Source organism: Mesorhizobium sp. M8A.F.Ca.ET.161.01.1.1, from assembly GCF_004792105.1.
Classification (GTDB): domain Bacteria; phylum Pseudomonadota; class Alphaproteobacteria; order Rhizobiales; family Rhizobiaceae; genus Mesorhizobium.
Window position 1 is genome coordinate 117,789 of record NZ_SRTD01000006.1, and the last position, 25,684, is coordinate 143,472.

Below are 25,684 nucleotides of genomic sequence, written 5' to 3' on the forward strand. Positions count from 1 at the left end.
CCGCTGCGCGGACCGCTCCTCACCCTGCTATGCCGTCGCGACCGACCACCGTCATCATCGTCCCGGTCATGGTGGCGATCAGCTTGGCCTCACCGTCGGCGGCGAAGGCATAGGCCTGGCCGTCGGCAACGATGATGGTGCGGCCGGGTTTGGTCACCGACCCGCGGAACAGAAAGCGCTCGCCCCGGCCCGGCGCCAAAAGGTTGACCTTGAACTCGATGGTCAGCACGCCGGAATTTTCCGGCATCAGCGAGAACGCCGCATAGCCGCAGGCCGAGTCCAGCGCCGTCGAGATGACCCCCGCATGCAGGAAGCCATGCTGCTGGGTCAGCGCCGCCGAATAGGGCATCTCGATCTCGATGATGCCGGGCGTCACCAATGTCAGTTCGGCGCCGATCGTCGCCATCGCCTGCTGGCGCGCGAAGGACGCCCTGACGCGATCCTCATAGTCCGGAGCCGGTACGATCTTCGCTGCCATCGCCATTGCCTTCACGTTTGCCGGGAAAGCTTATCGCAGAGGCATGGGCGGCAGGCAAATGCTTTTGCTGCACTGCAACAAAACGACATCGAGGCGTCCTGGGCTACGGACTCGTAAAAGCGAAGCTGATGGCCGCCAAGGCCATGCTCGCGCACGCGAGCACAATCGCTAACGCCGAATGTCGCATTTGAGCGCCAGCTCGGCGCATCTCATGGCGACCTCTCGCTACGCCCGGTACAAATTATTGGTCAGGTCAGTTGGCAGGGAGGCCTTGCATGCGTGGTCATTGCTTATGTGGCGCTATTGCTTTTGAAGTCGACGGCCCGGCACAAGCATGCGTGGTCTGTCATTGTGAAAGCTGTCGGCGACAATGTTCCGCGCCGATGACCGCCTACATTGGCGTCCTGAACGGCCAATGGCGATGGCTAAGCAAGCCGCCAAAGCTGTTCAACTCTTCTCCCGGTGTGGAAAGAACATTTTGCGATCACTGTGGCACGCCGCTGTCCTTCCGCTCAAAGAAGATGTCCAACGTCATGCATTTTTTCTCGGCAGCGATGGAGGAGCCGGAAAAATTCGCACCAACGCTGCACGTCGCTTTTGAGGAGAAGCTGCCTTGGTTGAAACTCGCCGACGGCCTGCCGACACGGTTTGGCCCTGACTATACGAAAAACTAGTTCAACCAGAGAAGCGAAGCGTTGAGCGGAGTGGCGAACGCCACCCATGCCGCATAGGGCGCGAACAGCCGGCCGGAAAGCCGATCGCCGTTGCTGGGTGCCCCAGATCTTCATCGCGGTGGCCGCCGGGTCAAGCAACCATGGGCGTTGCCGGCACCTGTCAACGGCGTCAGTTCGCCCGCCGCATGGCGCAGAAGTAAAACCCGTCAGTGCCACTCAGCGCCGGCGAGAGCGAAATGCCACCCAGGGCACCGATCCGCATCGCGGCGGCATGGCCTGGAAAGTGGCTGTCCCAAAGCTGGCGATGATCGACCGAGGCAAAGCCGCCGTGCCGCTCGCGAAACGCGGCGACCTGTTCGCCATTTTCCTCGTCGAACACGGAACAGGTGATGTAGACCAGCAGGCCGCCGGGTTTGACATAGGTTCTGGCGGCATCGAGGATCGTCGACTGCTCGCCCTTGCGGGCGTCGAGCTGTCTCTGCGTCAGCCGCCATTTGGCGTCGGGACGCCGCCGCCAGGTGCCGCTGCCGGTGCAGGGAGCGTCGACCAGCACGATGTCCATATGATTGGCGAGCGGGGCAAGCTCGGCCGGCTTGGTGGCGACCTGCACATTGCGGTTTTCCGAGCGGCGGATACGGTCGAAGATCGGCGCCAGCCGCGCCTTTTCGGCATCGTGAGCGAAGATCTGACCGTGATTGCCCATCGCAGCCGACAGCGCCAGCGTCTTGCCGCCGGCGCCGGCGCAAAAGTCGAGCACCTGCATGCCAGCCGTCGCGCCGGCAAGCGCTGCCGCAATCTGCGACCCCTCGTCCTGGACCTCGAACCAGCCTTTCTGGAAGGCCGGCTCGGCCTGCACGTTCGGGTGTCGGCCGTCACCGTCGATCGGCGGGATGCGGATGCCGTAGGGTGCGATCCGCGAGGCGCTGGCACCGGTCTGCTCCAGTTCGGCCAAGACCTTGGCGCGATCGGCCTGCAGGGTGTTGACCCGGATGTCGAGCGGCGGACGCGTGGCAAGTGCTGCGCCCTCCTCGACCCATGTCCCGCCAAAGGCCCGTTCGAATAGCGGTTCGCACCAATCGGGGATGTCGGCGCGAACCGCAGGCGGCGCATCGGCAAGCCGGCGGTCTGCGATTGCCTGGAGTTCCGTTGCGCTGAGCAGCGGCGGCGCGAACTTGTCACCTTCGAGCGCAGCGTTGAGCGACTGCCCCGTCTGGCTCCATTCGAGCAGCAGCGCCCCGAAGCCGATGGCGCGCGGCGTGTCTTCGCCCAGCAACCAGCCGGCGGAGCGTTTGTGGCGCAGCGCGTCGTAGACGATGTTGCCGATCGCGGCGCGATCACCACCGCCGGCGAAGCGATGTGACAGGCCCCAATCCTTCAGCGCATCGGCCACCGGCCGGTGACGCCGACCAATGTCCTCCAGCACTTCGATGGCCGCAGCCAGCCGTCCGCCCAGTCGCATTCGTCATTCCATCAAATCGAGCACATGAATCCCAGGGCCTGCTCTTAGAGCCTTTCACGCCCGGATTGAACCCCGCTCCGTCGCGCACCGCCGAGACACTGCCGACCAGGCCCAGCGGATCTAGCCGACCAATAAATCTCCCCGGTCCGCGAAAGCAGATCGATCAATAGATGAAAGATCTCTAATGTTCGCAACTGGTGACTGCAAGCACGGCTTGTGGCGCAACCGCTCTGCTTTCCAAGTTTTTCGGTTGGGAATACTCTTGCCGCCATGATTCGCGGCGCGGAAACCGTGGACCGGCGGATCGTCACGAGGAGAGGGCAATGAAGACTTATCTGGCGGAAGTTCTAGGCACATTTCTGTTGGTGTTCATCGGTACGGCGTCCGTGGTGACGGGCGGCTTCGGCGGCGCGCTGCCGCTTGGTCAGGAGGGCATCGGCCTGGCATTCGGCATCGGCCTCATCGCAGCGGCCTATGCGATCGGCCCGATTTCGGGCGCGCATCTCAATCCGGCGGTGACGCTCGGCGTCTTCCTTGCCGGCCGGCTGCCCGCCAAGGACGTCATCCCCTATTGGATCGCGCAGATCATCGGGGCCATCATCGCCTCGCTGGCGTTGTGGATCATCGTTTCCGGCCAGACCGGCGGCCACACCGGCGGCTTCGGCGCCAATGGCTGGGACGAGACGAAATGGGGCATGAGCTCGGCGTTCCTGTGGGAGCTGATCGGCACCTTCACCTTCGTCACGGTGATCCTCGGCGTTACCGCTGAAAAGCACTCGACGGCTTTTGCCGGTCTGGTCATCGGCCTGACGCTGGCGGGCATTCACTTCGCCATGATCCCGGTCACCGGCACCTCGGTCAATCCGGCGCGCTCCATCGGTCCGGCGCTGTTTACCGGCGGTGCCGCGCTCAGCCAGCTCTGGCTGTTCATCGTCGCGCCGTTGATCGGCGGCGCCATTGCCGGCGTCGTCGCCAAGGCGCGTGTCTTCGAGAAGGATTGATTTCCGGAGCCCGAATGCAAAAGGCGCGGGCCATGGCCCGCGCCTTTTGCGTACATTCTTAAGTTGGGATCAGGCGGCGATATCAAAGCGATCGGCGTTCATCACCTTGGTCCATGCCGCAACGAAATCCCTGGCGAATTTCTGCCCGGCGTCCCCGGATCCATAGACTTCGGCCAATGCACGCAATTGTGCGTGCGAGCCGAAGATCAGATCGGCACGGGTGCCGGTCCACCTGAACGCCTTGGTCTTGCGGTCGCGCGCCTCGTAGACCTCTTCCGAACCCGGCTCGGAGCCGGCGACCGGATCCCACACCGTGCTCATGCTGAGCAGGTTGACGAAGAAGTCGTTGGTCAGCGTACCCGGCCTGTCGGTGAACACGCCGTGCTTTGACTGCCCGGTGTTGGCGCCAAGCACCCTCAGACCGCCGACAAGCACCGTCAGCTCCGGCGCCGTCAGGCCCAGCAACTGCGCCCGGTCGACCAGCATGGCTTCGACCGACATGGGCTGCTTGCCCCTGACATAGTTGCGGAAGCCGTCGACTTTCGGCTCGAGCGCTGCAAAGGAATGGACGTCCGTCTGCTCCTGCGAGGCATCCATGCGGCCTGGCGTGAACGGCACCTTCACGTCGTTGCCGCCGTCCTTCGCGGCTTTCTCGACCGCGGCGACGCCACCGAGCACGATCAAGTCGGCCAGCGAGACTTTCTTGCCACCGGTATTGAACTCCTTCTGGATGGCCTCGAGCTTGGCCAGCACCTTCGACAATTGGGCTGGCTCATTGACAGCCCAGTCCTTCTGCGGTGCCAACCGGATGCGGGCGCCGTTGGCGCCGCCGCGCTTGTCGGAGTTGCGGAAGGTCGAAGCCGAGGCCCAGGCAGTCGAGACCAGTTCGGAAACCGACAGGCCGGAGGCCAGGATCTTGGCCTTCAGCGATGCGATGTCCTGGTCGCTGACCAGTTCATGATCGATCGCGGGGATCGGGTCCTGCCAGATCAGCTCTTCCTTCGGCACCAACGGGCCGAGATAGCGCACGACCGGACCCATGTCGCGGTGGGTCAGCTTGAACCAGGCGCGGGCGAAGGCATCGGCGAACTGGTCCGGATGCTCGTGGAAACGACGCGAGATCTTCTCGTAGGCCGGGTCCGCCCGCAGCGCGAGGTCGGTGGTCAGCATGGCCGGCGCGTGACGCTTCGAGGGATTGTGCGCATCCGGCACCGTGCCGGCACCGGCGCCAGCCTTCGGCGTCCACTGATGGGCGCCGGCCGGACTCTTGGTCAGTTCCCATTCATAGTTGAACAAATTGTCGAAGAAGTTGTTGCTCCACTTGGTCGGCGTCGTCGTCCAGGTGACTTCGAGGCCCGAGGTGATGGCGTCGCCGGCAATGCCTGAGGCATGCTTGCTCGACCAGCCGAGACCCTGCGCCTCGATGCCGGCGCCTTCGGGTTCGGCACCGACCAGCGAGGCGTCGCCGGCGCCATGGGTCTTGCCGAAAGTGTGACCGCCGGCGATCAGCGCCACGGTTTCCTCGTCGTTCATGGCCATGCGCGCGAAGGTTTCCCTGATGTCGCGGGCCGAGGCCAGCGGATCGGGCTTGCCGTTCGGGCCTTCCGGATTGACGTAGATCAGGCCCATCTGCACGGCGCCGAGATGGCCGCGAAGCTCACGGTCGCCCGAATAGCGCTCGTCGCCGAGCCACTTGGTTTCGGAACCCCAGTCCACGTCCTGCTCTGGCTCCCAGACATCGGCGCGGCCGCCGGCGAAGCCGAAGGTCTTGAAGCCCATCGATTCCAGGGCGACGTTGCCGGTGAGGATCAACAGGTCGGCCCAGGAAATCTTGCGGCCATATTTCTGCTTGACCGGCCAGAGCAGGCGGCGCGCCTTGTCGAGATTGGCGTTATCCGGCCAGCTGTTGAGCGGCGCGAAACGCTGCTGGCCCGCTCCGGCGCCGCCGCGGCCGTCGCCAATGCGGTAGGTTCCGGCGCTGTGCCAGGCCATGCGGATGAACAGCGGCCCGTAATGGCCAAAGTCAGCCGGCCACCAATCCTGCGAGTCCGTCATCACATGGTGCAGATCCTTGATGACCGCATCGAGATCGAGGCTTGCGAATTCCTTGGCATAGTCGAAGTCCTCGCCCATCGGGTCGGACAGGTTCGACTGCTGGTGGAGAACGCCGAGGTCAAGCTGGTTCGGCCACCAGTCACGGTTGGTCCGGCCGGCGGATCCATGCGCCACGGGGCATTTGCCCGCGCTGTTATCGTCGGTTTTCGCGTCCATCTCTCACTCCAATTTTGCCGAGGTTTGATTTTGCCGAGGTTGATTTTTGCCGAGATTTTGGGGGCGGCCGGCGGCCCGCGCCAATCTGGAACGGTTCCAGACTAGGCCACACTGGCGATAAAAACAAATTGCCTTTCCTGTTTATTTCGATAGGATTTTCTTATGGCAGGCTTGACTGCATGATCGGATTGACAGTTCGCCAGATGCACTATTTCGACGCGCTGGCGCAAACGCTGCATTTCGGGCGCGCGGCGAAACTTGCCGGCGTCAGCCAGCCGGCGCTGTCTTCCCAGATCGCCGAAATGGAGCAACGGCTGAACTGCCGGCTGTTCGAACGCGGCGGCAGGTCGGTGCGCATGACGGACGAAGCGATCACTCTGTTGCCGCGCATCGAGCGCATCCTGGCTGACATACGTGACGTCGAAACGACGGCCCGGCGCGGCCGCACGGCGATGGAGGGACGCTTCCGGCTGGGCATCATCCCGACCGTCGCGCCCTATCTTCTGCCGCGCGCCCTGCCCGAACTGAAGAAACATTTCCCGGCCTTGCTGCTCGAATTGCGCGAGGCGGTCACCACCTCCCTGGTCGAGGACACCGCATCGCGAAAACTCGATGCCTTCATCGCCGCACTTCCGCTCGACCATCCCGGGCTGATCACCGAGGCGCTGTTTCCCGACCGGTTCTTCCTGGCCGTGCCATCAGGCGATCCAGCCTTTGCCTCGCCGCCGGTTCCACCCGAGAGCCCGGCGCTGGAGAGACTGATGCTGCTGGAAGAAGGCCATTGCCTGCGCGAACAGGCGCTGGCCGTCTGCGGCAATGTGCGACCGGTGGCGATGGCAAGCTACGGCGCCACCAGCCTGACGACGCTCCTGCAGATGGTGGCGCACGGGCTCGGCGTCACACTCATCCCCGAAATGGCGGCCGGCCCCGCCGGCACTATCCCCGACCTCAAGATCGTGCCGTTCCAGGAGCCGATGCCGCAGCGCATGATCTGCCTTGCCTGGCGGCGCAACAATGCGCGGCACGGCGAATGCGTCGAGCTGGCGAAGATCATCCGGGGCCTCGGCGCGGCGGTGCTGGCTGGCTGAGAGCCGGTCTAACCGGCGCTACAGAACCCTGGACAGGAACTCTCGGGTGCGCGGCGATGTCGGATTGGCGATCATCTCGCGCGGCGCGCCACGTTCGACGATCACGCCACCGTCCATGAAAACGAGCTGGTCGCCGATCTCACGGGCGAAGCCGATCTCGTGGGTGACGACGACCATCGTCATGCCGCTCTCGGCAAGGTCGCGCATGACCTGCAGAACTTCGCCGACCAGTTCCGGATCGAGCGCCGAGGTCGGCTCGTCGAAGAGCAGCACCTTGGGCTTCATCGCCATGGCGCGCGCGATCGCGACACGCTGCTGCTGACCGCCGGACAGTTCGCGCGGATAGCGGTCGACCTTGTCGGCGAGGCCGACACGCCGCAGCAGCACCTCCGCCTCGGCCTTCGCCTGGTCCAGCGGGATTCGCCGCACCTGCGTCGGCGCCTCGATCAGGTTCTCCATCACGGTCATGTGCGAGAACAGGTTGAACGACTGGAACAGCATGCCGATCTCGGCGCGGCGCCGGCACAGAAGATCGTCCTTCACCTCATAGAGCTTGTCGCCCTGGAGGTCGTAGCCGACGAACTGGCTGTCGACGAGCAGGATGCCGCCGCTGAGCTTTTCCAAATGGTTGATGCAGCGCAGGAACGTGCTCTTGCCGGATCCCGACGGGCCGATGATGCAGGCGACCGAACCCTCCGGCACATCGAGGTCGACGCCTTTGAGAACTTCAAGCTGGCCATAGGTTTTGCGCACGCCGCGCGCGAACACCATGGAATCGGCCGGCACGCCGAAGCGGGCACGATTTTCGGATTTCACATCGCTCATCGGGCAAGGCCGCGCAGGCTGATGGCGTTGCGCAAGGCGCGCATCGTCAGGGGGTCGCGGCGGATATCGCTGCGGCCGAAATGGCGCTCCAGGAAATGCTGCCCGACCGACATGATGCTGACCACGGCGAGATACCAGAAGGCGACCACGATCAGCAGCGGGATCGTCTCGAAGGTGCGCGCGTAGATGCTCTGCGCGGTGTAGAACAGGTCATCGACGGCGATGAACGTTACCAGCGAGGTCATCTTCAGGAGGTTGATCGCCTCATTGCCGGTCGGCGGCAGCACGAAGCGCATGGCTTGCGGCAGGGTGATGCGCTTCAGGATCATGCGATAAGGCATGCCGAGCGCGCTCGCCGCTTCCGACTGACCGGACGGCACCGACTTGATGCCGGCGCGGATGATCTCGGCCATGTAGCCGGCCTCGCACAGCGAAAGCGCGACGACGGCAGAGAAGAACGGGGTCATGAAATCATTGGTGCGCACGGAAAACAGCGTGCCCAGGAACGGCAGCGTCAGCGATATCTCGCGCACCAGCAGCGACAGGTTGAACCAGAAGATCAGCTGGATCAGCGCGGGCACGCCGCGGAAGAACCAGACATAGACGCCGGAAAAGGCGCGCAGCACCGGGCTCGGCGACACCCGCATGATGGCGATGACGGTGCCGACCACGATCGCCAGCACCATGATGATGACGGTAAGCATCAGCGTGTTGCCGAGGCCGCGCATGATCGAGGGATGGAACAGGTAGCCGGCTGCCGTGCCCCAGGCAAAGGCCGGGTTGCTGGCGAAAGCGCGAATGATCAGGAAGGCCAGCAGCAGGGCGAACGCCGTGCCGATCCAGATGCCATAGCGGCGCTGCGGCACGACGATCAGCCGTGACACGGCGGCGGCGGCGCCCGGCTCGATGCCGATCTCGGTCGGGTGGGCCACGCCCATCGGATGTCTCCAGGTTGCGGGCCGGCGCCTGATGAAGCATCAGACGCCGGTAGTCTCTATTCGGCGCGAAGCGCGTCCATGGAGCCAACGAAATACGGTTCCTTGATCGCGTAGGCACCCATGCCGTACTTCTCCAGGATAGCCTTGTACGTGCCGTTCTTGAACAGCTCGGCAAGTGCCGCCACCATCATGCCGGCGGTCTCCTTGTCGTCCTTGGCGATCGCCATGCCGAGTGGCGCGACTTCATAAAGCGTCGGCAGGACGACCAGTTGCCCTTTGCTCGTCACCTCGAAATAGCTCGATGCCGTGGCATCGTCCATACGCCCGTCGACGCGGTCCGAAAGCACAGCCTGGACGATATCGGTAGAGGAATTGAACACCGACTTTTCGATCGCCTTCTGGCCCTTGTCGGTGCATTCCTTGCCGAGCTTGTCGACCAGGAAATCCGAAGCACTGCCGGCCGAGACGCCTATGCGCTTGCCACAAAGCGGCGTGTCGCCGCTGAAGCTCGCCTTCTTGTCGGGTGACGTCGATACGGCGAGGCCCGCTTTCAGGAACATGACGAAATCGACCTGCTTCAGGCGCTCCGGCGTGGCCGAGAAGGTCTCCCAGGCGATCTTGAAGCGGCCGGCCGCGAGGCCCGGGATCATCGACGGAAACGGCGTGCGCTGGATATCGAGCTTGGCGTCGACGAGCTTGGCCACCTCGCCGGCGAGTTCGATGATGATCCCGGTCTGCTTGCCGTCGGCGTCGAGATATTCGAACGGCGCGAAGTCTAGCGTGTTGGCGACGGCGAGCGTTCCGCTCTGCTTCACCTCAGCCGATTTCGGCACATCGGCGGCTTTGGAAACCCCGCCCCAGACGGTGGCGGAGACCGCCAGCGCGAGACTGGTCATTCGCAGATATCTGTTCATTGCTGTTCCCCTTTCTTGTCCTGTTTACGGTCTTTACGGCAGAGCCCGGGCCGGTGGCCGACACGGGCTCGGCATCCCTTACGAAGCGGCTGCTTCGGCCGCCTTCTTCTTGCGGTAGTGATAGTTCTTGTCGATGCGCTCCATCAGGTAATCGCCATAGAGAACCGGCTCGTATTTTGGCTGTGTGCCGGCCGGCACGCAGACCGGAAGTGCGGTGATCGTTTCATCCATGGACGGATCGAAGAAGAAGGGCTGCGAATAGCGCTCGCGTCCGGAGCGGTTGATGACGCGGTGCGGCGTCGAGACGAACTGGTCGTTGGACCATCGCGCCAGGATGTCGCCGACATTCATGACGAAGGAATCCGGAACCGGAGGTGCTGGAACCCAGTCGCCGGCCTTGTTCTTCACCTCGAGCCCGCCGACATTGTCCTGCGCCAACAGGGTGATGAAGCCATAGTCGGTGTGGGGGGCCGAGCCGAACAAGCCCTCTTCCTGGGGCTGCGTCGGATAGTGCAGCAGCCGCAGGAAGGTCGTCGGCTGCTCGAAATAGCGGTCGAGGCTGTCGGAGGGCAGCCCGAGCGAGAGCGCGATGGCACGCACCATCTTGCGGGCGAGCGTGCCCATCTCCTGGACATAGCGCTCGATGGTCTCCCTGAAGCCGGCAAGAGCGGCCTCGTCAGGCCACTGGTTGGGACCTTGCAACGGCTTGCCGGCCAAGGCCCGGGGGTCATCGGCGCCGACCTCGTGCATGAAGAAGATCGATTCGCTCTGGTTCGGCTTGCTGACGGCCGCCACCGACGAGGTCACGATCGTCGAGCCGGCAAAGGGCAGGAAGCCGCGGAAATTCTTGTCGATCTTCAGCTTGGCCTTCTCCTCCTCGGGCAAGGCGAAGAAACGCTTGGAGGCCTCGCGGACCGCTTCGACATCGGCGCGCGGAATGGGGTGGCCGGTGACATAGAGGAAGCCGATGGTCTCGAGATAGCGGCGCAGTGTCGCTGCCGTTGCCCGGATCGCGGCTTCGTCGTCGCCATAGAGCGCCGAGACGTCGAGGATCGGAATTTCAGAAAAATCGCCGCGCTCTTGTGCATCCATTTTCGAACACCCTGTCTTGAACATAAGATACAGTACTGTATTTCTACACATCCGAACGGCCTCATCAATAGGCTTTCGATCGCAAAACGAAGGACGCGGCATCATGGCACCACGCAAGATCATCATCGACACCGATCCGGGCCAGGACGACGCCTTCGCCATCCTCTTCGCACTGGGGTCGCCCGATGAACTCGACGTGGTCGGCATCACTACGGTCGGCGGTAACGTGCCGCTTGCACTGACCTCGAAGAATGCGCTCAAGGTCGTGGAGCTTGCAGGGCGGCCGGATGTGCCTGTTTATGCCGGCTGCCCGGCGCCGATGGTGCGCACGCTGATCACCGCCGAATACGTCCATGGCGAAACCGGCCTCGACGGCGCCGACCTTGCCGAACCGGTGACGCCGCTACAGGACGAACACGCGGTCAACTACCTGGTGCGCGCGATCATGGACGCGCCTGAAGGCGAATTGACCGTCTGCACGCTCGGGCCGATGACCAATCTGGCCATGGCCATGACCATGGAGCCGAGGATCGTGCCTCGCCTGCGCGAAGTGGTGCTGATGGGCGGCGGCTTCTTCCAGGGCGGCAACGCCACGCCGGCCGCCGAGTTCAACATCTTCGTCGACCCGCACGCCGCGCACAAGGTGTTCGACAGCGGCGTGCCGGTGACCATGGCGGGTATCGACTGCACCTACACCGCACTGATGACGCCCGAATGGCTGGACCGCCTGCGCGCCACCGGCAGCCGCGCCGCGATCGAGGCCGCGAACCTGGCCGACTTCTACCGCCAGTACGGCACCCACAAATTCGAGACGCCGGCGCGCCCCATCCACGATGCCTGCGTGACAGGTTATCTCCTGGCGCCGCAAATCTATGAACAGCGCCAGTGCGCGGTGACGGTCGACATTGTCTCGCCGGAGACGATCGGCATGACGGTCGTCGACTGGTGGCACGTCACCGGTCGGCGCAAGAACTGCAATGTGCTGCGGCGCATCGATCCGGCGCCGTTCTTCGAACTCATGCTGGAGCGGATAAGCGCATTGCCCTGAGTTGCGCCTTCCGCGATAGATGGGCACTTGATGAGTCGCGAAGCGCATCGGAGCCGGCAAACGGATTGCAGGCGTTGAGCATGGCGATGAAGGTCTTGACCACATGAAAGCCGACAGCGCCACTGGCAGAGGCAAGAGACCGCCCAAAGCCGCCGCGCCCGCGAAGGCGCCGCGGCAGACGCTGAGCCGCGAGGCCTGGATATCGGCGGCGCGCAAGGTGCTGGAGAAACACGGCATCGGCGAGGTCAAGATCGACCGCCTCGCCAAGCAGTTCAAGGTGACGCGCGGCAGCTTTTATTTCCATTTCACCAGCCTGGCCGATCTTCGTGACGGACTGCTGCAGGAATGGCGGGACATCAATTGCCAGCCCTTCTGGGCGATGCGCGAGATACTAGATATAGACGGCCTGCAGTTCTTCACCGACATCGTGCATGTCTGGGTCGACGAGGCCCCGTTCAGTCCCCTGCTCGACCTCGCCGTGCGCGACTGGTCGCGAACTTCGAAAAAGCTGGCGCGGGAAGTCAAGGATATCGACGACCTGCGCATCGAGCTCCTGATCCGTTCCTTTCGCGCCATGGGTTATCCCGAGGACGAGAGCCTGGTCAGGGCCCGCATCACCTATTTCCACCAGATCGGCCAATACGCTCTGTCCTTCAAAGAGGACCCGGCGGTGCGCCGGAGCTACCAGCCGCTGTTCGGCGAAGTGCTGCTCGGCCCGCTGGTCCAGGAGCCGGGTTCAGCGCCGAGGCCGGTGGAAATACGCGGCGGACGGCGATAGCAGGGCGAAGGCGCATCAGCCCGTTGGGGGTATGGCGATGCCGGCATGGTGACTTCCCAACTGCCAGAAGGGTAGCCGGAACCGTTCACGCTCCGCTTCGACGACATGGAAGCCCGCCGCCCGGATCAGGTGCAATGGATCGCGGTTGAGGTGGCAGCCGCCGGCGAGTCGGCCCCAGGGCCGGTCCAGACGCTCCTGCCATTTGCGGCAGCGCGGCCCCTCGGCCTGGCCGTGCTCGATGAAGATCAGCCGGCCCGTGGGCTTCAGGATGCGCCGGATCTCGGTCAGCGCCGCCTCGGGATCCGGAATGGTGCAGAAGGCGTAGGTGACGACGACCGTGTCGGCGAAGCTGTCGGTCAACGGCAGTCTTTCACCGCTGGCCCGGATACAGTCGACATTGAATGGCAAGGAATGGCTCTTCGGTTCGGCCAGGCCGAGCATCGTGCCGTCGGGATCGACGCCGACCAGCCGCTTCACCCTGCCGGCGTCGTAATAGGGAAGGTTCAGGCCGGACCCGAAACCGACCTCGACGACAACGCCATCTGCCCGTGGGATCAGGCGCCGTCGCATATGCGTGAAAGTGCGGGCTGAACAGCCGACGTGGACGAAGTAGGGAGCCATGCAGCGCGCGTACCAGGAGAGACAGGATTGGCACATGTCTCAGCCTCCCTGCCCTGCGCCGGCAGCGCCAACAGGGGCGCCACCGCCGGCAACAGGCCCTGCTGTGCAATGGCGGATGAGAGTATTGACCAGTGACATTTCTCGCTCCAAGGGAGTCTCATGATCGGGCCCGATCGGCCCGATGTCGTGGGAATGGATAGAAGGCCGGCGTCCCCTCAGCGTCCCCGCATGGCCGTGGTCGGATCGATGGAGCGATTGGAATTCCGATTTCTGGGTTTCCGGAGTTCCGCTTGAGCGGCCGGCGGGTGGAACTTGCCTTGCGCAAGGCGGCGGCGCTCCTCATCTACCTGGCCGAGGCCGGCGGACCGGTGGCGCGCGATGTCGTCGCCACGCTTCTGTGGCCCGAGACCGACGAACAGGCCGCTCGCGCCCGCCTTCGGCGGACACTCTATAAAATCCGCATCGCGTTCGGCAGAGAGATCATCGCCGCCACAGGCGTCTCGCTGAGCCTACACCCAGCCTTGTCCGCCGAGATCGACACCAGGGTTTTCGAGCAGGCCTGCAATTCCCGCTCTCTCGACGAGGCAGCCGACATCTACAACGACGATTATCTCGCCGGCTTCTCGCTGCCGGACAGTCCGGAATTCGAGGAATGGATCTTCTTCCGGCGAGAGACCTTGCGCGGCCGGCTGGTGCAGGCGCTGGAGCGGCTCGTCGAAGCCAAGATCGCCGGCGGCGAGCCGCGCGGCGCGGTCGTTCATGCGACACGGTTGACGGCGCTCGACCCTTTGAGCGAAAGCGCGCACCGCCACTTGATCCATGTCCACCTGGCCGCCGGGGACAGGGCGGCGGCCGAACGCCAGATCGAGACGTGCATCCGGCTCTTGCGGGACGAACTCGGCGTAGCGCCGGACCCCGCCATGCTGGCCATGCTGCGCGAGCCAACTCAGGACGCTACCTTGGATATGCCCAGGACGCGTTACGTCGCAGTGGACGGCATCCACATCGCGTACCAGATCGTCGGTAGCGGCCCGACGGACATCGTGCTTGTTCCCGGCTTCATTTCGCATGTCGAGCGTATCTGGGAAGACGCAGGCTGCCGCGCCTGGCTGACCGCGGTTTCGCGCCTGGGTCGCCTGATCCTCTTCGACCGGCGCGGCATGGGGCTTTCAGACCGCGTCGGTGCCCGTCCCACGGTCGAGGCAACGGCGCAGGATATTCTGGCGGTCATGAACGCGGCCGGCAGCCGCCGGGCCTTGCTGGTCGGTGCGTCGGAGGGCGGGCCGGGCTGCATCCGTTTTGCAGTCGAGCATAGCGACCGGCTGAGCGGCCTTGTTCTCTGGGGCTCGCTGGCGAAGGGCAGCCGCGCCCCCGACTATCCCTACGCCTTGACCGTCGCGCAGTATGATCTGTGGAAGCAACGCCTGCTCGCGGGTTGGGGTGGCCCAGCGGAAATCGAAACCTTCGCCCCAAGCCTCACTGGCGACCGTCAGGCGAGGACCTGGTGGGCCGGATTGCTCAGGGCAGCCTCCAGCCCGGGCGCGGTCGCGGGCCTGCTCGAGGCATTACGGGATGCAGATGTCCGTCACCTCCTGGCAAAAGTCTCCGCCCCGACGATGGTCCTCCACCGTTCAGGCGACCGCGCCGTGCGCATCGAGGCCGGGCGGTTCCTCGCGTCCAGGATTCCGGGCGCCCGGTTCATCGAGGTCGACGGCGACGACCACTGGTTCTGGGTCGGCGACCGGCAGTCCCTGCTCGACAGCATCAGTGCCTTCGTACGACGCGGCTGATCCCGCCTCACGCCGTTTTCTGCGCCACCAGCCCCAACTCTTCCACCATCGCCTGACGCATCAGGAATTTCTGCGGCTTGCCGGTCACCGTCATCGGCAATTCGGTGCGGAAGCGAATGTGGCGCGGTATCTTGTAATGGGCGATCTGGCCCGCACAGAAGGCCTTGATCTCCTGTTCGGTGGCGACCTGGCCGGGTTTGAGCACGATCCAAGCGCACAACTCCTCGCCATATTTGGCGTCCGGGATGCCGAAGACCTGCACTTCCCGCACCTTGGGATGGCGGTAGAGGAATTCCTCGACCTCCCTGGGATAGACGTTCTCACCGCCGCGGATGACCATGTCCTTGACGCGGCCGACAATGTTGCAATAGCCCTCGGCGTCGATGGTGGCGAGGTCGCCAGTGTGCATCCAGCCGTCGGTGTCGATTGCCTCACGGGTCTTTTCGTCGTCGTCCCAATAGCCTTTCATCACCGAGTAGCCGCGCGTGCAAAGCTCGCCCGGCGCGCCGACGGCAACGGTGGCGCCATCGGCATCGACCGCCTTGACCTCGACATGCGGATGGATGCGCCCGACGGTCGACACGCGCTTTTCCAGCGGATCGTCGGTGCTGCTCTGGAACGAGACCGGACTGGTCTCGGTCATGCCGTAGGCGATGGTCACCTCCGACATATGCATCAGCGACACCACCTTCTTCATCACCTCGATCGGGCATGGCGAGCCGGCCATGATGCCGGTGCGCAGGCTGGAGAGATCGAAGGATGAGAAATCCGGATGATCGAGCATGCCGACGAACATGGTCGGAACGCCGTAGAGGCCCGTGCAGCGCTCCTGCGCGATCGCTTTCAGCGTCAGGCCGGGATCAAAACCCTCGCAAGGGAAAACCATGGTCGCGCCTTTCGACACACAACCCATCGTGCCCATCGACATGCCGAAGCAATGATAGAGCGGCACCGGGATGCAGAGCCGGTCGTCGACAGTGAGCTTGATGGCCGAAGTGACGAAGTTGCCGTTGTTGACGATGTTCAGATGAGTGAGCGTCGCGCCCTTGGGAGCGCCTGTCGTGCCTGAGGTGAACTGGATGTTGATCGCGTCGCCCGGCTTCAGACCCTCGGAGATGCGGTCGAGGCTGTCATGCTCGTCGCGGCCGGCCATGGCTAGCACGTCGCCGAAATTGAACATGCCTGGCGAGTTCTCCTCGCCCATGCGGATGACGATCCTCAGCGCCGGCAATTTGGCGGCCTTCAGCTTGCCCGGCGTCGCCGTGGCGATTTCCGGCGCCAGCGTCTCGATCATGCCGAGATAGTCCGAGGTCTTGAAGCTCGCCGCCGTCACCAGGGCCTTGCAGCTGACCTTGTTCAGGGCATATTCCAGCTCGGTCAGCCGATAGGCCGGGTTGATGTTGACCAGAATCAGGCCGATGCGGGCGGTGGCGAATTGCGTCACCAGCCATTCCCAGCGGTTGGGCGACCAGATGCCGACGCGATCGCCCTTGCGCAGGCCGAGCGCCAGGAAGCCGGCGGCCAGCGCATCGACGGTGTCCGACAGTTCGCTCCAGGTGAAGCGCTTGTCCTGGCCGACGAAGATTGCGGCATCGAGCGTGCCGTATTTGCTGACGGTATCGGAGAACAGGGCCGGAATGGTCTCCTCCAGCAACGGCACCTTGCGCTCGCCCGAGACATGCGCCTTGCCGTGGACGGGCGCGACAAAGACAATGCCGGAGCGCGCGCCGCGTCCGCGCAGATTGGTGGCGTTCTTCAGCTCGTCGAGATTGACCGGCATCGCTCTCTCCTCCCAGCACGGACCGAGCCTATCAGCCTGCCGGAACGGTGGAAATCCCGCCGATGGTAGTGACACCCCTCCCGCCAGGGAAAGCAGGCTATCCGACCGTCGCCGTCATTTTCGCGGCTATATCCCGGAAGATGGCCTCATCGGCGGCGGAACGATCTTTCTTCGAGGCCACCAGGCAGGCCTGCGACTTCAGCACGACGCCATCGCCCAGCACCTTGAGATGGTTGGCGCGCAGCGTCGAGCCCGTGGTGGTGATGTCGACGATGACGTCGGCAAGGCCGGCCGCCGGCGCGCCTTCGGTGGCGCCGAGGCTTTCGACGATGCGATAGACCTGGATGCCGTGCTTGAGCGAAAAGAACTGCTGCGTCAGCCGCCAGTATTTGGTGGCGATCCTGAGCCGCCGGCCATGGCGCTGGCGGAAATCTGCGGCGACGTCATCGAGATCGGCCATGGTGTCGACATCGAGCCAGATCTCGGGCACCGCGACCACGACATCGGCATGGCCGAAGCCGAGACGGGCGACGATCTCGGCCCGCGCTTCCCAGTCGGCGAGATTTTCCCGCACAAGGTCCTCGCCGGTGATGCCGAGATCGACCGCGCCCTGCCCTATTTCGCCCGATATTTCGGAAGCCGACAGGAAGACCACTTCGACATTGTCCAGGCCCTCGACGCGGGCGTGATATTTGCGCTCGTCGCCGGGCAGGCTGACGGCGAGGCCGGCCTTGGCCAGCACCTCCAGTGCCTGCTCCTTGAGCCGGCCCTTGGACGGGATCGCCAGCGTGATCATGGTGCCGTCTCCCGCAACGCCTCGATGCGGTCGAGCCACACCGAGAAGCCGACACCGGGGATCGCGGTCTTGGCGCCGAGCAGCGTCAGCAACCTGTCATAGCGGCCGCCGCCGGCCAGGGGACGCTCGCCACTTGCGGCCGCGACTTCGAAGACCACACCGGTGTAATAATCGAGCGGACGGCCGAAGGCGGCGTCGTAGCGGATTTTTCCCGACGGCAAGCCATGCGCCTCGATCGCCTTGGCGCGGGCCGCGAATTTTTCCAGCGCCGCACCCAATGAAAGTCCGGCGCCGGCGGCGAAGGTTTCCAATGCCTGGGCCGCTCCATCGAGCGGCACGTCGATGGCCAGAAAACCTTTCAACGCCGCGAAGGCCTCGTTCGACAGCCGCACGCTGCGCAACTCGGCTTTCTCGATCAGCCGCCGCGCGATGTCCGACGGCGCGCGCCCGGCCGATGCCGACAGGCCGGCCTCCTCCATGCCGCCGGCAATGTGCTGGGAAAGGCCGTCCAGATCGCCGTCGAGGACAAGCGCCGCGACCGGGCCGGAGAGCTGGCCGTTGCGCGGCGGGTTGGCGAGATCGGCGAGTGCCGCCTCCAGCATCGGCGCCGAGCCGAAGGCGCGGGCGAGCCGCATGCGCCATCCGCGCGGGAGCCCTAGGGCCGCCAGTACCGCCTCGAAGATGCCCTGGTCGCCGAGCGTGACCGCCAGCGACTGACCGGGCAGGACCAGCGACAGCAGGGCGTGCGCGTCGGCAACCGAGCGGGCATCGGCTTCAGCCGTGTCGCGATCGCCGAGATCCTCGATGCCGGCCTGAAAGAACTCGTTGCCGCCCTCGCGGCGCTGGCGAAACACCTCGCCGAGATAGGAATAGCGGCGCGGCGTGCCGGCCTGGCTGGTTATGTGGTCGAGACAGACCGGAATGGTGAATTCGGGCCGCAGGCAGAGCGTCTGCCCGGTCTCGCTCTCCGTAAGGAAAATGCGCCGGCGCAGATCCTCGCCGGCCATGTCGAGGAACGGATCGGCCGGCTGCAGCACGGCAACTTCCACCGCATGCGTGTTGCGGGTTGCGAAGAGCGCGATGATGTCGGCTGATATGGCGGGGTAGCGGGAGGTCATATGCCGCGCCCTTCCCTTCTCCCCCTGTGGGAGAAGGTGGATCGGCGCGCAGCGCCGAGACGGTTGAGGGGTGCGTGTCGGAATGAAGCGTTTGCGTTCCCTGGAACACCCCTCATCCGACCTCGCTTCGCGAGGCCACCTTCTCCCACAAGGGGAGAAGGACAAGAGCGCGCGGCGCTCGTCACTTGGTCCGCTCCTGGGCCTGCGCCGCCAAGATCTTCTTCACTTCGGCGACCAGCTCGCTTTCCGCCACCGTCACCTGCGCCGGGCGCGCGGCGCGCCATTCGGCATTGTCGGTGATTTCGGCGGACATGCGCGCGCCTTCGATCAGGTCCTTGATCTGCAGTTCACCCTTGGCGCGCTCGTCGCCGCCCTGAATGATGGCGACCGGACAGCCGCGACGGTCGGCATATTTGAGCTGCGCCTTCATGCCGGCGCCGCCGAGGTACATTTCGGAGCGGATGCCGGCGGCGCGCAGTTCCGCCACCATCTTCTGGTAGCGGCCGAGGCTTTCCGTGTCCTTGTCCATGACCAGCACGACAACCGGCGCGATCACGTCGGCGCTTCCGAGCTTGCCAAGGTTCTTCAGCGCCGTCATCAGCCTGGAGACGCCGATGGAAAAGCCCGTCGCCGGCACCGGCTCACCGCGGAAGCGTGAGACCAATCCGTCATAGCGGCCGCCGCCACCGACCGAGCCGAAGCGTACGATCTGGCCGTCCTCATTGGGGATCTCGGCCAGCAGTTCGGCCTCGAAGACGGGACCCGTGTAATATTCCAGGCCGCGCACGACGGAACGGTCCATGGCGATGCGGTCCTCGCCGTATCCGGCGGCCCTGACCAAGGCTTCGATCGTTGCGAGTTCGCCAACGCCCTCCTGGTAGACCGCGTTCCCGCTGACGCTGGCATCCTGGCCGGCCTGCGCATTGCGCGCCGTCGCCAGAAGGACGGCCTGGGCTTGCGTATCATTCAGCCCGGCGCCCTTGGCAAAATCCCCCTCGCCTTCCTTGCCGCCATCCCAACGCCCTGGGCCAAGCAGAAGCCGGACACCTTCCGCGCCGAGCTTGTCCAGCTTGTCGATGGCACGCAGCACGGTCAGCCGACGACCGGCATTCTCCTCGCCGCCAAGGCCGATTGCTTCCAGCACGCCGTCCAGCACCTTGCGGTTGTTGACGCGGATGACATAGTCGCCGCGCTTGATGCCGAGCGCTTCCATGACGTCGGCCATCATCATCGCCATCTCTGCATCCGCCGCAACGCCCGGCGTGCCGATCGTATCGGCGTCGAACTGCATGAACTGGCGGAAGCGGCCGGGGCCGGGCTTTTCGTTGCGGAACACCCAGCCGGACCGGTAGCTGCGGTATGGCTTGGGCAGGCGTTCGAAATTCTCGGCGACGAAGCGTGCCGTCGGCGCTGTTAGGTCGTAGCGCAGCGACAGCCACTGGTCGTCATCGTCCTGGAAGGAGAACACGCCTTCGTTCGGCCGGTCCTGGTCGGGCAGGAATTTGCCGAGCGCATCGGTGTATTCGATCAGCGGCTGGTCGGCCGGCTCGAAGCCATAGAGCTCATAGACCGAGCGGATCGTCGCTATCATCTTCTCGACGGCGCGGATGTCCTCGGCGCCGCGGTCGGCAAACCCGCGCGGCAGCCGCGCTTTCGTCTTTTCCGATTTGTCGGCCATAATCTGGGCACCCGATGGTTCATGACTTCGTGGCGCGGTAAATCTACCGCGTTCCACAGCGCGCGTTTCCTAACCGATGAAGCCGGGAGCGGCAAGGGTTGGCGCCCCGCGGCGCACCCGACGAGATCAGGAAAAATCGAAACCCTCTGAAACAAAAACACGCCAGAAGTGAAACAATGCCGCCATGAGCGCGGCATCGTGCCGACACAATCGCGGCCGATACAGCGCATCGAAACGAAGGGGTTCAGGACATGACCAGTGCAACGGAATTCCAGGCCAACGGCGAGGCCGGTGAACTGCCCACACGCTTGCGCCCTGCGGGCACCCATGCACCGAAAATGGCTGGCCAGGCGGCCGGGCCGTTCGATGTACCCGCCGACACCGGCAAGGGATCTTCCCTGCGCGACGCCCTGGTGACCGGCCTGCTGGTGATCTATCCGACAGTGGCCACCGTGGCGGCAATCGTCGCCGGGCTGTTCCTGGCCGGCGCCAACGGCACCTGAAACCGTCCGTTTCGCTGGATGCGATTTTCATTCTTGATCAGGGGATTGAGCATGCGACTGGGCTACGCATACGCGCTTGGCTGCGCGTTTTTACTTGGGGCGGCCAATCCGGCCAGCGCCGCAGGCTGCAAGCCGGGGGACGCGGGCCTTGCCGGCCATTACTACCTGCGCGGCGTCATGGAGGTCGGCTCCGAACTGCTGCTGAAGAAGGACGGCAGCTTCGAGTTCATGCTCGCCTATGGCGCCAATGACCAGGACGGCAAGGGCTGTTGGGTGAAAAAGGGCTCGACGGTCGAGGTCATCCCCGCCGGACGCAGTTCGGCATCGACGCATCATACGCCCGACGACAGCGGTTTCAGCGGCCTTGTGCTGAGCATTTCAGGCCGCAGCCTGGTGTGGGACATCAATGGCAGCGGACACAAGGGACGGTTCGAGAAGTGAGGGCAGCGCGACACCTGGCAAGGTCGGCGCCGCCCCTCATCCGGCCTTCGGCCACCTTCTCCCCGTGAACGGGGAGAAGGAAAAAGCAGCTATTTCGGCCGCTTGAAAGCCTTCCGCTGCTTCTCGACCTCCTTGCGGCATACACAGCCTTCGAGATGGTCGTTGACCAGCCCCATGGCCTGCATGAAGGCGTAGACCGTGGTCGGGCCGACGAAGCTCCAGCCGCGCTTCTTCAGGTCCTTCGAAATCCGCACGGAAACCGCGGTGGTCGGGTTGGCGCGCAGATGGGCGAGATCAACGGTTTGCGGCCGTTCCTCCTTGCCGGGTTCGAACCTCCAGAACCAGGCGGCCAGCGAGCCGAACTCGTCGACCATTTCGCGGGCGCGTTTGGCGTTGTTGATGGTCGAGACGATCTTGCCGCGATGGCGGATGATACCGGCATTGCCGAGCAGGCGTTCCACATCCTTGTCGGTGAAGGCGGCGACCTTGTCGAAGTCGAAGCCGGCGAAGGCCTCGCGAAAATTCTCCCGCTTGCGCAAAATGGTCAGCCACGACAGCCCCGACTGAAACCCTTCGAGGCAGATCTTCTCGAACAGCCTACGGTCGTCGGCCACCGGCCGGCCCCATTCATGGTCGTGGTAGTGCAGATAGTCGGGCAGATTGCCATGCCAGAAGCAGCGCACGACACCGTCAGGACCGGCAAGCAGGCCGGTGTTTTCATTGCTCATCTCAAGAGATCCATCCGTTAACGCGCTTCCGCGCTGCTTTTACCGTGGCTTTACCAGATTCCTGAACCCGGCGGTAACCACACCAAAAGGTTTACTGACAGAACCGCATTTTACGCATTCCGATTCATGTTTCGGTTGCTGCTCGCCGCCAATGATCGCGCAAACCGGGAGCGTTCTTGCCCGGCGTATCAGGCTATCAAGGTGCGTTCCCGATGAAATTCCTGCTTCCGTTGTTCAGCGCGGCGGTGCTTGCCGCAAGCGTCATGCCCTCCCTTGCCGACGACCGCTATGCCGACAGGCCGCCGGTGATGGTGAGCCCCGACCTTTCCGCGCCCTGGGTGCTGCAGCTTGGCCATGCGCCGGGCATCGTGCGGCAGAACCGACAGGCCGTGCAGCAGCCGCGCCAGCGCACCGCGCAGCCCGACCGTGTGCAGACGGCGGGCGTGCAGGCGCCGGCCAAGCGCATGGTCATGCGCCCGCAGATCAACCCGGTCTACCTGCCGCAGGAAGTCGCTTATGACGGAGGCCAGAAGCCAGGCACCATCGTCATCGATACCACGCAGAATTTCCTCTATCTGGTCGAGAAGAACGGCAAGGCGCGGCGCTACGGCGTCGGCACCGGTAAGCCCGGCTTCGAATGGTCGGGCACGCACAAGATCACCAACAAGCGCGTCTGGCCGGACTGGCGTCCGCCAGCCGAGATGATCAAGCGCGAGGCGGCCAAGGGCCGCTACCTGCCGACTTATCTGGCTGGCGGCATGGAAAACCCGCTCGGCGCGCGAGCACTCTATATCGGCACGACGGAGTACCGCATCCACGGCACCAACCAGCCCTGGACGATCGGCGGCGCGGTGTCGTCGGGCTGCATCCGCATGCGCAACGAGGACGTGGTCGACCTTTATGAGCGGGTCAATGTCGGAACCACGGTCGAGGTGATATAATGATAGCGAATCAGCCGGTTAAGCAGTGCTGAGCAGGTTTTTGCGCGCTGTTGCCCTCAAGCCATAGCGCGCTTCTGGAAGACGTGCTTAGACTGGCGGCGAGTTAACGGGGGACGGGCCGTGTGGGGATACGGCCGGTCACGAGAGGGCAGCACGGGTAACCGGGCTGCCCTTTTCGTTTCACGGTGCGACAGGTCGCCCCGGAGGCACGGTGTTTCGCTTTCAGGGCTGATTTCCGGGCCATGCTCTGCTATTGCAGTGCACAATCTTCCCACCAAAGGTTCGAGCTATGTCCCTCTCCGACGACAGCCGCTATCTCAAGGGCGGCCCTGTCGCCCAGCGCATCATCGCCGCCGTGCGCGAGGACGCGGCCATTGCCAAAGCCGAGGGTTTCCCGCCCAAGCTGATCTCGATCACCGTCGGCGATACCGACGCGGTCGATGTCTATGTACGCAACCAGCGCGCCAAGGCTCAGCTCGCCGGCATCGATTTCGAGGAACGGCGCTTTCCCGCCACCATCACCTCGGGTGAGCTGGAAGCAGCCATCCACGGGCTGAACGCCGATCCGCGCGTCACCGGCATCATCATCCAGCGGCCGGTTCCCGCGCATATCCCGGTCAAGACGCTGCAGGCAGCGGTGCATCTGCTGAAGGATGTCGAGGGCATGCACCCGGCCTCGATCGGCAACATCGTCTACAACCAGCTCGACCTCGCGCCCTGCACGGCCGCGGCCTCGGTCGAACTGCTCAAGGAAACCGGCCTCGACCTCAAGGGACTGGAAGTGGTCGTCGTCGGCCATTCGGAAATCGTCGGGAAGCCGATCGCCTTCCTGTTGATGAGCGAAGGCGCGACGGTGACGGTCTGCCATCACATGACGCGGTCGGTCGCCGCCCATGCGCGGCGCGCCGACGCGCTGTTCGTCGCCGTCGGCAAGCCAAGGCTGATCAAGGCCGACATGGTGAAGCCAGGTGCGGCCGTCATCGACATCGGCATCAATTCCGAAATCGGGCCTGATGGCACCAGCCGCATCGTCGGCGACGTCGACACCGACAGCGTCAAGCACGTGGCCTCGTGGATCACCCCGGTTCCAGGCGGCGTCGGCCCGATCACGGTGGCCATCTTGCTGCGCAACACGATGGTCGCGCTCAGCCGCCAGCGCGCGCTCTACGAGGCGACCTACGGCACGGCCGACAGGCTGGCGGCGGAATAAGACAGGGCGGCGTCACCCCCCTCACCCAGCCTCCGCTTTGCTCGGCTGACCTCTCCCCGAGGGGAGAGGAGACTATCACCGCCGGCGTCAACCTCTTCTCCCCGACGGGGAGAAGGTGGCCGCGAAGCGGCCGGATGAGGGGGATTTGCCGTAACTCTGACAGGGGCAACGCCGCGCTACTCAGCCGCAACAAGCCTTTCCTCGGAGACGCCTTCCGGTCGCGGCCCGCCATAGGCCCAGTCGAGCAGCTTGACCGTGTGCACCACCGGCATCCTGGCAGCGGACGCGATCTGCGTGATGCAGCCGATATTGCCCGTGGCGACGATCGCGGCGCCCGTCGCCTCGATGTTTTTCACCTTGCGGTCGCGCAGCCTGGCCGAAATCTCGGGCTGCAGAATGTTGTAGGTGCCGGCCGAGCCACAACAGAGATGGCCCTCGCGCGGCTCGCGCACGATGAAACCGGCCCTGGCGAGCAGTTCCTTCGGCTGACGCGTGATCTTCTGGCCGTGCTGCATCGAGCAGGCCGAGTGATAGGCGACGACCGTGCCCGGCTTGCGCACCGGTTCGGGCAGATCGATGGCGGACAGATACTCGGTGATGTCCTTGGCCAGCGCCGACACGCCCGCGGCCTTGTCGGCATAGGCCGGATCGAGCCGCAGCATGAAGCCGTAATCCTTGATCGTCGTGCCGCAGCCCGACGCGGTGATGATGATGGCGTCGAGCCCGCCCTCATCGATGGCACGGGTCCAGGCATCGACATTCTGCCTGGCCGAAGCAAGAGCGGCTTCCTCCCGTCCCATGTGATGAACCAGTGCGCCGCAGCAGCCCTCGCCCGGCGGCACCACAACCTCGACGCCGAGCCGTGTTAGCAGCGAGATGGTCGTATCGTTGATGGCGGGATCCAGCACCGATTGCGCGCAGCCGGTCAGGATGGCCACACGTCCTCTTTTCGCTAACTGTACGGCATGGATGCCCGGCAAGGCCATCGGCGAGGCCGCCGGGATTGATGCCGGCGCAAGCCTGAGCATCGCGCCGAGCGGCTTCAGTGCCGGGATTTTTTCGAACGGGCCGATGAACGGCTTGCCCAGCTTCGCCAGCTTGAGCGCCGCGCGGAAGCGACGGGGATAGGGCAGCACGAAGGCGAGCATGGCGCGGGTCAGCCGGTCGAGCAGCGGCCGCCTGTAGGTTTCCTGGATATGGGCGCGGGCGTGGTCGACCAGATGCATGTAGTTGACGCCTGATGGGCAGGTGGTCATGCAGGCGAGGCAGGACAGGCAACGGTCGATATGGGTGACGATTTCCTTGTCGGCGGGACGGCCGTTCTCCAGCATGTCCTTGATCAGGTAGATGCGCCCGCGCGGCGAATCGAGCTCGTTGCCAAGCGTCACATAGGTCGGGCAGGTGGCGGTGCAGAAGCCGCAATGGACGCATTTGCGCAGGATTTTTTCGGACTCGGCGACATGCGGATTAGCTAGCTGTGCGGGCGAAAAATTGGTCTGCATCTCTGATGTC

Annotated in this window: 24 protein-coding genes and 1 pseudogene; 10 read left to right on the top strand and 15 right to left on the bottom strand. The window is 64.4% G+C overall.

Annotation, left to right across the window (positions count from 1 at the left end; genetic code table 11):
- Positions 1-19 precede the first annotated feature (19 nt).
- Positions 20-478 (bottom strand): PaaI family thioesterase, encoded by a 459-nt coding sequence (locus EN804_RS17055; protein ID WP_023686843.1) that lies wholly within the window; start codon positions 476-478, stop codon positions 20-22.
- A gap of 275 nt (positions 479-753) precedes the next feature.
- Here EN804_RS17055 and EN804_RS17060 point away from each other — a divergent pair, with 275 nt between their 5' ends.
- Positions 754-1,152 carry a GFA family protein gene (locus tag EN804_RS17060; protein WP_135880928.1) on the top strand — a complete coding sequence of 133 codons (399 nt, stop codon included), beginning with the start codon at positions 754-756 and terminating at the stop codon, positions 1,150-1,152.
- Here the strand turns inward: EN804_RS17060 and EN804_RS17065 are convergent.
- Positions 1,149-1,244, bottom strand: a pseudogene (locus tag EN804_RS17065) (tryptophan-rich sensory protein); the annotation flags it as partial. The gene EN804_RS17060 and the pseudogene EN804_RS17065 overlap by 4 nt on opposite strands.
- A gap of 77 nt (positions 1,245-1,321) precedes the next feature.
- A complete protein-coding gene (locus EN804_RS17070; RefSeq protein WP_135920374.1) occupies positions 1,322-2,611 on the bottom strand; it encodes an RsmB/NOP family class I SAM-dependent RNA methyltransferase in 1,290 nt (429 codons plus the stop codon).
- 323 nt (positions 2,612-2,934) lie between these two features.
- Here EN804_RS17070 and EN804_RS17075 point away from each other — a divergent pair, with 323 nt between their 5' ends.
- On the top strand, positions 2,935-3,612 hold the full coding sequence (locus EN804_RS17075) for an MIP family channel protein (protein WP_135861795.1): 678 nt from the start codon (positions 2,935-2,937) through the stop codon (positions 3,610-3,612).
- Positions 3,613-3,681: 69 nt separating this feature from the next.
- On the opposite strand, the gene katG is transcribed toward EN804_RS17075, so the two are convergent.
- The gene (katG, locus tag EN804_RS17080) at positions 3,682-5,883 is read right to left on the bottom strand and encodes a catalase/peroxidase HPI (RefSeq protein ID WP_135920376.1); all 2,202 of its coding nucleotides are present in this window, start codon (positions 5,881-5,883) and stop codon (positions 3,682-3,684) included.
- A gap of 179 nt (positions 5,884-6,062) precedes the next feature.
- Between katG and EN804_RS17085 the strand changes: the two genes are divergently transcribed.
- On the top strand, positions 6,063-6,971 hold the full coding sequence (locus tag EN804_RS17085) for a hydrogen peroxide-inducible genes activator (RefSeq protein WP_135920378.1): 909 nt from the start codon (positions 6,063-6,065) through the stop codon (positions 6,969-6,971).
- Positions 6,972-6,989: 18 nt separating this feature from the next.
- On the opposite strand, the gene EN804_RS17090 is transcribed toward EN804_RS17085, so the two are convergent.
- The 4 genes from EN804_RS17090 to EN804_RS17105 form a co-directional block, all read right to left on the bottom strand.
- Positions 6,990-7,796, bottom strand: a complete 807-nt coding sequence (locus EN804_RS17090; protein WP_135920380.1) for an amino acid ABC transporter ATP-binding protein — start codon at positions 7,794-7,796, stop codon at positions 6,990-6,992.
- Complete coding sequence (locus tag EN804_RS17095; protein WP_135920382.1) at positions 7,793-8,734, bottom strand: amino acid ABC transporter permease; 942 nt, start codon at positions 8,732-8,734, stop codon at positions 7,793-7,795. The genes EN804_RS17090 and EN804_RS17095 overlap by 4 nt, the downstream gene beginning before the upstream one ends.
- A 56-nt stretch (positions 8,735-8,790) precedes the next feature.
- Complete coding sequence (locus EN804_RS17100) at positions 8,791-9,648, bottom strand: ABC transporter substrate-binding protein (RefSeq protein WP_135920384.1); 858 nt, start codon at positions 9,646-9,648, stop codon at positions 8,791-8,793.
- Positions 9,649-9,726: 78 nt separating this feature from the next.
- Entirely contained in the window at positions 9,727-10,740 is a 1,014-nt protein-coding gene (locus EN804_RS17105; RefSeq protein ID WP_135920386.1) for a 2OG-Fe(II) oxygenase family protein, read from the bottom strand.
- 103 nt (positions 10,741-10,843) lie between these two features.
- On the opposite strand from EN804_RS17105, the gene EN804_RS17110 reads away from it, so the two are divergent.
- Both EN804_RS17110 and EN804_RS17115 read left to right on the top strand, forming a co-directional pair.
- The gene (locus EN804_RS17110) at positions 10,844-11,788 is read left to right on the top strand and encodes a nucleoside hydrolase (RefSeq protein WP_135920388.1); all 945 of its coding nucleotides are present in this window, start codon (positions 10,844-10,846) and stop codon (positions 11,786-11,788) included.
- A 103-nt stretch (positions 11,789-11,891) separates the two neighbouring features.
- Positions 11,892-12,566 carry a TetR/AcrR family transcriptional regulator gene (locus EN804_RS17115; protein ID WP_135920390.1) on the top strand — a complete coding sequence of 225 codons (675 nt, stop codon included), beginning with the start codon at positions 11,892-11,894 and terminating at the stop codon, positions 12,564-12,566.
- 15 nt (positions 12,567-12,581) lie between these two features.
- Here the strand turns inward: EN804_RS17115 and EN804_RS17120 are convergent, their stop codons facing one another.
- The gene (locus tag EN804_RS17120; protein ID WP_135920392.1) at positions 12,582-13,223 is read right to left on the bottom strand and encodes a class I SAM-dependent methyltransferase; all 642 of its coding nucleotides are present in this window, start codon (positions 13,221-13,223) and stop codon (positions 12,582-12,584) included.
- 281 nt (positions 13,224-13,504) lie between these two features.
- Between EN804_RS17120 and EN804_RS17125 the strand changes: the two genes are divergently transcribed.
- Positions 13,505-14,977, top strand: a complete 1,473-nt coding sequence (locus EN804_RS17125; protein WP_246693441.1) for an alpha/beta hydrolase — start codon at positions 13,505-13,507, stop codon at positions 14,975-14,977.
- A gap of 7 nt (positions 14,978-14,984) precedes the next feature.
- Here the strand turns inward: EN804_RS17125 and EN804_RS17130 are convergent, their stop codons facing one another.
- The 4 genes from EN804_RS17130 to hisS form a co-directional block, all read right to left on the bottom strand.
- Positions 14,985-16,757: an AMP-binding protein gene (locus tag EN804_RS17130; protein ID WP_135920394.1), complete on the bottom strand. Its 1,773-nt coding sequence runs from the start codon at positions 16,755-16,757 to the stop codon at positions 14,985-14,987.
- A 97-nt stretch (positions 16,758-16,854) separates the two neighbouring features.
- Positions 16,855-17,553 carry an ATP phosphoribosyltransferase gene (gene hisG, locus EN804_RS17135; RefSeq protein ID WP_127870940.1) on the bottom strand — a complete coding sequence of 233 codons (699 nt, stop codon included), beginning with the start codon at positions 17,551-17,553 and terminating at the stop codon, positions 16,855-16,857.
- A complete protein-coding gene (locus EN804_RS17140; protein WP_127870939.1) occupies positions 17,550-18,671 on the bottom strand; it encodes an ATP phosphoribosyltransferase regulatory subunit in 1,122 nt (373 codons plus the stop codon). The genes hisG and EN804_RS17140 overlap by 4 nt, the downstream gene beginning before the upstream one ends.
- 181 nt (positions 18,672-18,852) lie before the next feature.
- Positions 18,853-20,349: a histidine--tRNA ligase gene (gene hisS / locus EN804_RS17145; protein ID WP_135920396.1), complete on the bottom strand. Its 1,497-nt coding sequence runs from the start codon at positions 20,347-20,349 to the stop codon at positions 18,853-18,855.
- A 251-nt stretch (positions 20,350-20,600) separates the two neighbouring features.
- On the opposite strand from hisS, the gene EN804_RS17150 reads away from it, so the two are divergent.
- On the top strand, positions 20,601-20,852 hold the full coding sequence (locus EN804_RS17150) for a hypothetical protein (RefSeq protein WP_127278595.1): 252 nt from the start codon (positions 20,601-20,603) through the stop codon (positions 20,850-20,852).
- 51 nt (positions 20,853-20,903) lie between these two features.
- Positions 20,904-21,293: a hypothetical protein gene (locus tag EN804_RS17155; protein ID WP_135920398.1), complete on the top strand. Its 390-nt coding sequence runs from the start codon at positions 20,904-20,906 to the stop codon at positions 21,291-21,293.
- Positions 21,294-21,382: 89 nt separating this feature from the next.
- Here EN804_RS17155 and EN804_RS17160 read toward each other — a convergent pair whose 3' ends face one another.
- Entirely contained in the window at positions 21,383-22,021 is a 639-nt protein-coding gene (locus tag EN804_RS17160) for a DNA-3-methyladenine glycosylase I (RefSeq protein ID WP_127870937.1), read from the bottom strand.
- 212 nt (positions 22,022-22,233) lie between these two features.
- Between EN804_RS17160 and EN804_RS17165 the strand changes: the two genes are divergently transcribed.
- Positions 22,234-22,962: a L,D-transpeptidase gene (locus EN804_RS17165; RefSeq protein ID WP_127278592.1), complete on the top strand. Its 729-nt coding sequence runs from the start codon at positions 22,234-22,236 to the stop codon at positions 22,960-22,962.
- A 289-nt stretch (positions 22,963-23,251) separates the two neighbouring features.
- The gene (locus EN804_RS17170; RefSeq protein ID WP_135920400.1) at positions 23,252-24,172 is read left to right on the top strand and encodes a bifunctional 5,10-methylenetetrahydrofolate dehydrogenase/5,10-methenyltetrahydrofolate cyclohydrolase; all 921 of its coding nucleotides are present in this window, start codon (positions 23,252-23,254) and stop codon (positions 24,170-24,172) included.
- 176 nt (positions 24,173-24,348) lie between these two features.
- On the opposite strand, the gene glcF is transcribed toward EN804_RS17170, so the two are convergent.
- Positions 24,349-25,674 carry a glycolate oxidase subunit GlcF gene (glcF, locus tag EN804_RS17175; RefSeq protein ID WP_135920402.1) on the bottom strand — a complete coding sequence of 442 codons (1,326 nt, stop codon included), beginning with the start codon at positions 25,672-25,674 and terminating at the stop codon, positions 24,349-24,351.
- Positions 25,675-25,684 lie beyond the last annotated feature (10 nt).